Source organism: Methylomagnum ishizawai (assembly GCF_900155475.1).
GTDB lineage: Bacteria > Pseudomonadota > Gammaproteobacteria > Methylococcales > Methylococcaceae > Methylomagnum > Methylomagnum ishizawai_A.
This window is the reverse complement of sequence record NZ_FXAM01000002.1, coordinates 275985-285075: the sequence shown is the minus strand read 5'-3', so window position 1 is coordinate 285075 and position 9091 is coordinate 275985. Positions and strand designations below refer to the sequence as shown.

Annotated in this window: 2 protein-coding genes; both read right to left on the bottom strand. The window is 68.4% G+C overall.

What is annotated here, in order from left to right:
* Positions 1-5: 5 nt before the first annotated feature.
* The gene (locus B9N93_RS21765) at positions 6-6230 is read right to left on the bottom strand and encodes a non-ribosomal peptide synthetase (protein WP_176225394.1); all 6225 of its coding nucleotides are present in this window, start codon (positions 6228-6230) and stop codon (positions 6-8) included.
* Positions 6155-9046, bottom strand: a complete 2892-nt coding sequence (locus B9N93_RS21760; protein ID WP_085216525.1) for a beta-ketoacyl [acyl carrier protein] synthase domain-containing protein — start codon at positions 9044-9046, stop codon at positions 6155-6157. The genes B9N93_RS21765 and B9N93_RS21760 overlap by 76 nt, the downstream gene beginning before the upstream one ends.
* Positions 9047-9091: the final 45 nt, after the last annotated feature.

The window sequence follows — 9091 nt, the reverse complement described above, 5'->3', positions numbered from 1 at the left end:
AGCACTCAATCCAGTCGGGAACGGAACGCCCGTCGCCGGTCGGCCCGCACGGGGGGCGCGGCACTGGCGACGGACGGGACGGCGGACACGGGCGGAACGGCTGCGCGTGGCATCCGTTCCGCCAGCGCCTTGGCTAAACGGGCGATGGTGGCGTGGCTGAAAATCTCGGTCACGGTGCAAGAAACGCCCAGGTCGCGGACGATGCGGCGGCTGGCGACCACCGCCATCAGGCTATCGGCTCCCAACTCGAACAAATTGCGGCGGGGGTCCGGCACACAAGGGGTTCCCCGCGCCTCGCCGATGATATCGCCCCACAGCGCCGTCAAGCGTCGTTCCAGTTCACCGGCATCGACCGCCGCTGTCGGCACGGGCGGCTCGGTCCCGGCCCGGAACGCCCATTCCGCCAGGGCGCGGCGGTCGATCTTCTCGTTATCGTTCAGGGGCAGGCGATCCAAGATACGCAGTTCCTTGGGAATCATATACGCGGGCAGGCGGCTCCTCAGGTGGTCGAGCAATACCGCCGGGGACGTATCGGCATCGAGCAGGCAGAACGCGGCCAAGCGCCTGCGGCCCTGGCCGTCGGCGGGAGCCACCGCCACCGCCTCGCGCACCACCGGATGGGTCCGCAACACGGCTTCGATTTCGCCCAGTTCCACCCGGAAGCCATCGATCTTGACTTGACCGTCACGCCGCCCCAGGAATTCGAGCAGACCTGCCTCGCGCCACCGGGCCAAATCGCCGGTACGGTACAGCCGTTCGCCGTTCGCGGGGTGGACGATGAACGCCGCCGCCGTGCGCTCGGGATCGCGCCAATAGCCCAGTGCCAAGCCGATGCCGCCGATGTACAAATCCCCGGCCACGCCATCGGGACAGGGCTGTAGGTCGGCGTCCAGCACCTGCATGGTTTGGTTATCCAAGGCCCGGCCATAAGGCACCGACGGCCAACCGGGCCGGGGCGCGTCCTCGATGGGATGGTGGATCGACCAAATCGCGGCCTCGGTGGCCCCGCCCAGGGAATGCACCCGCGCCGCCGGGGCCACGGCCCGTAAACGCCCGGCCAATCCCAACGCGATCCAATCGCCGGACAGCATCGCCACCCGCAAAGCCGCCACATCCGTGGGCGCAGGCTCCCCGGCCAGGAACAGTTCCAGGTACATGGGCACACTGTTCCACACCGTGATCCGCTGTTCGCGCATCAACCCGGCCAGATAAGCCGGATCGTTGGCCGAAGCGGGCCGGGGCAATACCAAAGCGGCCCCCGCCGCCAACATTCCGAAGATATCCCAAACCGATAGGTCGAAACTCAGGGCCGACAAGGCCAAGCCCCGGTCCTCGGGACCGAGCGCGAAGCGGCGGTTGATATCGAGGCAGGTGTTGAGCGCGGCGCGATGGCTCAACATGACGCCCTTGGGTTCGCCGGTGGAACCCGAGGTGAAAATCACATAGGCCAAGCTATCGGGATCGACCGGCGGCAGGTCGGCGGGATCGCCCGGTTCCGGCCCCCGCTCGTCGATGGCGACAACCTCGACCCCGGCGGGCCATGCGAGCGTGCGCCCGGCTTCGGTCAGGGCGATACGCACTTCGCCACGTTCGACGAGCTGTTGGAACCGGGCGGCGGGCAAATCGACCGCCAGCGGCAAATAAGCGGCACCGGCCATTTGCACCGCGATGGCCGCCATGACTTGCCGCCACCCCTTTTCCATCGCCACGGCGACCAATGCGCCGGGCCGGGCACCCAAGGCCCGCAACTGGATGGCGAGACCAGCGCATTGCCCGACCAGTTCGCCGTAGCTCAGGCTGCGCCCAGGCGCAATCAAGGCGCTGCGGTCGGGATGGGCGGCGGCTTGGCGCAAGAACGGCGCATACAGCGCTTCGTCGGGAATGGGGCTGGTATCGGCGTTGGCGATGGCCCGTACTGCAGCTTCGTGGCGGGCGATGCGGGCGGGAATATCCTCCTCCCAGCCTGCGGCTTCGGCCAGAGCGCGGGCGGCTTCGGTCCAGGCCGCGAACATCGCTTCGGGGAGTCCCTCGGGAAACACGCCCTCGGCCACGTCCCAACTCAGCAAAACCCCCTCGGCATCGGCCTGGACCTGGGCATCCAAGGTGACTTGCGGGGTGCGGGTCGCGCCATGGATCAGGCTGCCGATCAAGGGCGCGGCGGCGGTTTTGCCACCGCTGCGCAGGCTTTCGTAGCCCAACATACTGGTGAACACCACCGGCATCAGACCCGCATCCCAGCCCAAGGCGGCGGCGCGGCGACGCAAGACCTGGACGCCCGGATAGGCGGTCTGGCCCAGATGTTCGCGCAAACGCGAGCCAACCCGCGCCGCCAAGGCCCGGAACGGCTGTCCGGCCTCGACCGCCACATCCAGCAGCACGGTCCCGGTGAAATTGCCCACCACGCGGTTGACCTCGGGATGCAGGGGGGGGCGGGTATGCGTGGTCAGGTTCAGGGTGAAATGGGGCGAGCGGGTCCAATGGGCCAGGGTGGCGGCGAACACGGCCAGGAACGCCACGCTGGCGCTATGCCCCCGTTGCTTGGCTTCGGCGGCGATGCCCCGCCATGCGTCCGCCGTGAGCCGTGTTTGGAACCTGCGGGTGGACAAGCGGCCCAGATGTCCCAAAGGCTGGGTCATGGGCAGGTCCGGGGCCGGGGGCAGTCGGGGGCCGCGTGCCGCCCAGAAGCTTTCGGCTTTGCGCCAAGCCTCACCCTCGGCGGCATCCCGCACGGCTTGTACGCATTGCCGGAAGCTGACCGCCGGGCTGGCGCAGGTCGCCGCCGGGCTATCGGCCAACAACGCCAGCTCATCGAGCAGGGAATACAGGCTCAACACGTCCATCACCAATAGGTTCAGGGCGCAATGCAGGCGTTGGCTGTTGCCCACGCGGCTCACGGCGATACGGAACAGCGGCCAAACGCCGGGATCGATGGCGGCGGTTGCCAGGGTGTCGCGTAGATTCTGGCGCTGTTGGGCGGCGTCCGGGGCGTCGGCGAGGTCCAGAACCTCGAAGCGGTAAGCGGGCACCTCGCCCAACACCCGCTGGCGGGCATCGCCGTCGATTACCGCCCGCAGCATCGGATGCGCCGCCACCAGCCGGTTCCAGGCGGCTTCGAGGTCGGCCACCGGCCAGGGTTTCGCGCACTCGAATTCCCAATAGACTTGGCAATCGGTTCCGCCCAAGGGCACATCGGGCTGGCGTCCGCTCCAATAGGCGGCTTGCAACGCGGTCAGGGGGAAGGGCGCGTGCGGCGCGTCATCGGGCGGGACCGACGGCGTAGGCAAGGGCACGCCACCTTCCGCCAAGCGCGGCAGCAAGTCGGCCAACCGCGCCACCCCAAGAATCTCGTCCAGTCCCAGCTCCAACCCATAGCGGCGGCGCAGACGGTGCTGCAATTCGATGGCCAGGACACTCGACAAGCCCAGGGCCACCGGATCGGCCTCCAAATCCAGCCGTTCGGGCGCTTCCTGCAACAATTCGCCCAGTTCTTCGCGCAGGCCATCGGCGGCGGTTTCCGCCGGGGTGGGTTCGACCGGATCGGGGTCGAAGCCGGGGCCGGTGTCCAACTCCGGCCAAAACCGCCGCCGCTGCAACTGGCGGGCGGGCAGGCGGGGAAATGGCATCGCGGGCGCGGTGCCGGGCGGGGCATCTTCGACGATGGCCGCGCCCAAACCGCCATTGATGGCGAAGGTATTCAGCAAGACCCGGCGGGGCTGGCCCTCCGGGCGGGCGGGCCAAGCGGTGGGTTCGGCGGGGACATGGAAGCGCGTGGCGTCCCATTCGGGAATCAAGCTCCGGCCCGCCAATCCGACCGGCAACAGGCGCTGATGCCGGAGTTGCAGGATGGCATGGACCAGGGCGGTCAATCCCGCCGCCGCCAAGGTATGGCCGAGCAAGGGCTTGGCCGTGGTCAGCGGGCGGGGGCTTGCGACCGCGGCGAAGGTCCGGGTCAAGGCGGTGATTTCGGCGGCGTCCCCGCCGCGCATGCCCACGCCATGGGCGGAAATCAAATCGATTTGTTCGGCGGACACCCCGGCCCGGTCCAGGGTCGCGGCGTAAAGATCGGCCAGATGTCCGGCATCGGGTAGGGTGAAACCGCGTCCCGAGCCGTCGTGGGCCACCCCGATCCCGCGCAAAACCGCGTGGATGGCGTCGCCATCGGCCTGGGCTTGGGCCAGCGGTTTGACCACCAGGGCCACGCAGGCTTCGGCGGGCACCAAGCCATCGGCCTCCACGGTGAACGGTAGGCTCTGCCCCCGCGCCGACAGCAAATCCGCCGCCGCGAGCTGGGACGCCAGCATCGGCGTCGAATGCAGGCTGACCGCCGCCACCACCGCGCAGTGGCAATCGCCCTGTGCCAAGGCCTGCCGCGCCGCCCACAGGGCACCCAGCGAAGCAGAACAGGACAGGTCCAGGGTCAGGGCCGGTCCCGCGCAGTCGAACACATGGGCCAAGCGTGCCGCCAGCGAAGACGGCAGATTACCGGCCAGGGCGAGTTGATCGCCCCGCGCCCCCGCCGTGGCCCGCTTGAACCCATAATCCCCGGCATCGGCGGCGACGAACATGCCGATATTGGCGGGGCGCAGGCTAGCACCGGGACCGCTCCAATCGAGGCCGGCGGCGTGGAGGGCACGCCAGGTTTCTTCCAACAACAGGCGTTGGCGCGGATCGGTGGCGCGGGCCTCGCGGGGCGAGAACCCGAACCCGGCGGCGTCGAAATCTTCGGCCCCGACCAGGAAGCCACCGCGCTGCAACCGGGCCGGGTCGGGTAGGCCACTGGAAAACAAGGCCAATTCGCGCTGCGACCAACGCCCGGCGGGAACCGTGCCGGTCACAGGCCGTCCGGCCCGCAACACCTCCCACAACGCCGCGCAATCCTCCGCGCCGGGGAAACGGCCCGAATAACCGACCACGGCCAAAGGAAAATCCGCCACCGGGGCATCGATATCCGGCGGCGGGGTTGGTTTCCGGCGGGTTGGCGGCTCCGCCAACAGGACGATCTTGCCGCGATGGCGGGCGCGGGCCATCTGCTGGAAAGCATTCCGCGCCGCGTCCAAAGCGAAGGTTTCGACCGGCAAGGGCGGCAATCCACCCTGGGCGATGCGCTCCCCCAGTGCCCGTAACCAGCGACCCACCTGGGCGGGTTGGGTACGGATTTCCGCCACCAGATCGTAAATCCGGTAATGGCGGCTGGGATGGCGCAGGGCGATATCCGCCGGGTCGCGGAGGTCGGTTTTACCCACCTCGATAAAGACCCCGCCTGCCGCGAGGCAAGCCAAGCCGCGATCCACCGCCGCGCCAGTCAGTGAATTCAAGACCAGATCGACCCCACGGCCCTGGGTCGCGACCAGGATTTCATCGGCGAAATCCAGCCGCCGCGAATCCATCGCCTTCGCCACGCCCTGGGCTTCGAGCCAAGCGCGTTTATCAGGGCTGCCAGCGGTGGCGAAGATGTCCATGCCCGCCGCCTGGGCCAAACGCAAGGTGGCTTGCCCCAAACCGCCGGTGGCGGCGTGGATCAGGATGGAACGGCGCGGAGCCGGGAGGAATTCCGGCAACTCCAAACAGCGCAGGGCGGTGAGGTAGGCCACAGGCAGGGCGGCGCATTCGGCATCATTGAGATCGGCGGGGGCCGGGGCCAATAAATCAGCGTTAACGTTCACCGCCGCCGCCATGGCCCCAGGAGCGAGCCCGAACACCCGCTGCCCCACCTCGAAGCCTTCGACGTTCGCGCCCAAGGCTTGGATTTCCCCGCAGAACTCCAAACCCAAAGGCTCGCCCCGCGCTTCCGGCAGGGAATCGAGGGCGATCATCAAATCGCGGAAATTCAATCCGGCGGCGTGGACACGGATTTGGACTTGGCCGGGGCCGGGCGCGGGTAAGGTGGTCGCCGTGGCTTGGAGGCCATCCAACAGTCCGGGCGTCGCTTGTTTGACGACGCGGATCGAGGTGCCTGAGTCTGGAAGCGCCGTCGCGGTCGTGGTGGCTGGCGGTGGCAGGGCGGCTTCCTGGCTGGTGGCGTGGGCCACGCGCTCGGCCAGGGCGGTTACGGTCCCCAGTTCCTCGATGATAGCGGGACTCAGCTTAACCCCGGTCGCGCGTTCGATCCGGGCGGCCAAATCCATGGAAATCAGCGAATCGATACCTTGCTCGTTCAAGGGCCGGTGGGGATCGATCCCATCGATATCGGCTTCCAAGGTGTCGGCGGCACAAGCCCGTATGCAGGCCACCCAATCCCTGGCTTCGGCGGGGCCGGGTCCGCCGGGACCGCTGGCGGCGCGGTGGCCGCTTCGGCACCGAAGGTCTGGCCGGTTTCCCACAGGGTTGGACTGGCGTTTTCCGGGAGCCGGGGGAGCCAATAGGACTGGCGGTTGAAGGGATAGCGCGGCAATGGGATATGGGGGCGGGGCCAACCCAAGGCCCGGTAACGCACATCGCAACCATGGTGCCATAGCTCGGCCAGCACTTCCTCCAAACCGGCCAGGCCGTCGGCGGGGTCCAGCCATAACAGTCGCCCGCCGGGAGTGGGCAGGGCGGGAGCCGTGGAACGGCTGCCCAAGGCGATGACCCAATCCGCCGCCTCCGCTACCGGAGGGCGGGACGGGCCTTCCAAGGGCGAAGAGAGGTCCGCCCATTCCGGCAGATGGGCGCGTTGCTGTGCCAACCAAGGATGCCGTTCCGCGTCCGGCGAGCGGGTGATGCGGGCCAGGGGTGCGGCCAGTTCGGTAAAGGGCCGCGCTTGGCCCAACACGTCCAAGGCCAGGTTCCGCCCGACCCAACCATCGGCCACCCAACCCGCCACGGGCCAAGCGGCCCAGCGCACCGCCACCGTGGGCGGGCGCAAGGACCAACGCGCACAGGTGGACCACAGGGCCGTCGCCACCGCCAAAGCCAAGCCGGGAGTGGATTCCCCTGTCAAGCGCTCGCCCAGGCCGGTTCCCAGCACATCCTGCCAAGTTTCGAGCTGGGCGCGGAAAGTGTGGTTACTCCGCCAGAGGCGCTGGCCCAAATCCAGCAGTTCACGGGTGGCGGCGACGGTCGGCTGCAAAGCCTGCAACGCGGCGGCGGCGGGACGCAGCGGCGGCAGTTCCAAGCCGGTATCGCCATCGCGATAGGCCACGACAGGCCGTCGGCAATCCGTCGGCTCCACCCGGCCATGGCAAGCCAAACGGGCCGCCGCGATGTCGTCCAGCACGCCTGCGGCGGCGAGGGCGGCAGGCCGGGCACCGCCGAAGGCATGGAACAGGCGGGGCTCCACACCGCATTCCGCCAGTAAATCCAACCAAGCGCGGATTTGGAGATGGGCGGCGACGGCGGTATCGGCGGGATGGAAACCGGCGCGGGTGAGTTGGCGTTCCAAATCGAGGGCGATGCGCTCCAAACCTGGGATTTGGCGGCGGGATTCCTGCCAAGCGGCTGGCTCCGGGCCGGACCATAGGCGCAGGGCGATATCCGGCGTAATCTCCATCGGCGCTTGGATCGCCGACTCAGCCCGGCGCAAGCCCGCCACCGCTTCCCGCAGGTCGCGGGCGCGGATGAGCAAGCGCCAGGGCAAAGCGCCCCGTTGCAAACTCAACCCCCGGTTGAGGGTGTCGAGGTCCGGCGGGTTGGGTTGTTCTAGGTGTTCGGCCAGTGCCGAGGCCAAATCGCGCAAGGCGGTGGGATCGGCGGCGGACAGCGGAAGCGGCACCGATTGGGTGGAAACGGGGCGCTTTCCAGCGCCGGGGGAATACCGGGCCGGTGGCTCGGCCAGGATGGCATGGCCTCCCGCGCCGCCGAAACCGAAGGCGCTGACCCCCGCCAACCGGGGGCGGCTGTCCCAAGCCGTCAAGCGGCGGGCCGGGGCCAAGGACAGGGCGGCGAAATCGATCAAGGGATTGTCCTGGGCCAGATTGAGCGTCGGCGGAATCTGGCCGTGCCGCAACATCAGCAGGACTTTGAGGACACCGGCCAAACCGGCGGCGGCTTCGAGATGCCCGATATTGGTTTTGATCGAGCCCAGCAGGACCGGGGCCGGCCCGGCGGGCAAGGCGCGGGCCAAGGCTTCCACCTCGATGGGGTCGCCCAACGCCGTTCCCGTGCCATGGCATTCCACATAGGACAGCCGGGTCGGATCGACGCCCGCTTGGCGCAGGGCGGCAGCGATCACCCCAGCCTCGGCTTCCACCGATGGCGCGGTGAGGGTCGGAGCCGGTCCCATGTGGTTCAAGGCCGTGCCCAGCAACAAGCCATGGATACGGTCGCCCGCAGCCAGCGCATCCGGGGTCCGCCGCAATATCAATACGACCACGCCCTCGCCCGGCACATAGCCGTCGGCTCCCTCGGCGAAGGTCTTGCATAGGCCGTCGCCGCTCAGCATGCCAGCCTGGGAAAACGCCACCGCCCGCCAAGGGCTAATCAAGGCGTTGACCGCCCCCACCACGCAATAGTCCACCGCCCCGCTCAACAGGGCCAGCCGGGCATGGTGCAGGGCGGCGAGGGAAGAAGCGCAGGCGGTGTCCACTGTGACACTTTCGCCGCGCCAACCGAAGAACCCCGAAAGGCGGTTGGCGAGCAGGGCGGCGTAGGTACCCGTGGCGGCGTAGGCGTCGGGCGCGTGGAAAGGCGAGGCCGTGTGTTGTTGGTAGTCGTTGGCCATCGCGGCGGCATAGACCCCGACCCGTTGTCCGCGCAGGGGTTCGGGAGCCAGACCGGCGTCTTCGAGCGCGTGCCAAGTGGTTTCCAGCAATAGGCGTTGCTGGGGATCGAGGCTGCGGGCCTCGCGGGCCGATAGGCCGAAGAACGCCGCGTCGAAGCGGTCGATGCCGTCGATCAGGCCGGCTTGCCGATTGACGGTGCGGCCCGGTGTTTTACGTTCGGGGTGATAGAGGTGGCCTATGTCCCAGCGTCCGGCCGGAATGGCCTGCAAAGCGGAGCGCCCCTCGGCCAATAACCGCCATAGCGCGTCGATGTTTTCGGCACCGGGCAACCGACAAGCCGTGCCTATGATCGCGATGGAATTGTCGGCCTGGTCTGGGCTGTACCTCTCGGAAAACATTCTCGGCATCGCTGGTTGATCCTGTCTGGGCACTGGCGTCGGATGGGTCCACCC

Coding starts and splice junctions, on each gene's coding strand:
- B9N93_RS21760 (WP_085216525.1), bottom strand. CDS start 9,046: ATGCCGAGAATGTTTTCCGAGAGGTACAGCCCAGACCAGGCCGACAAT.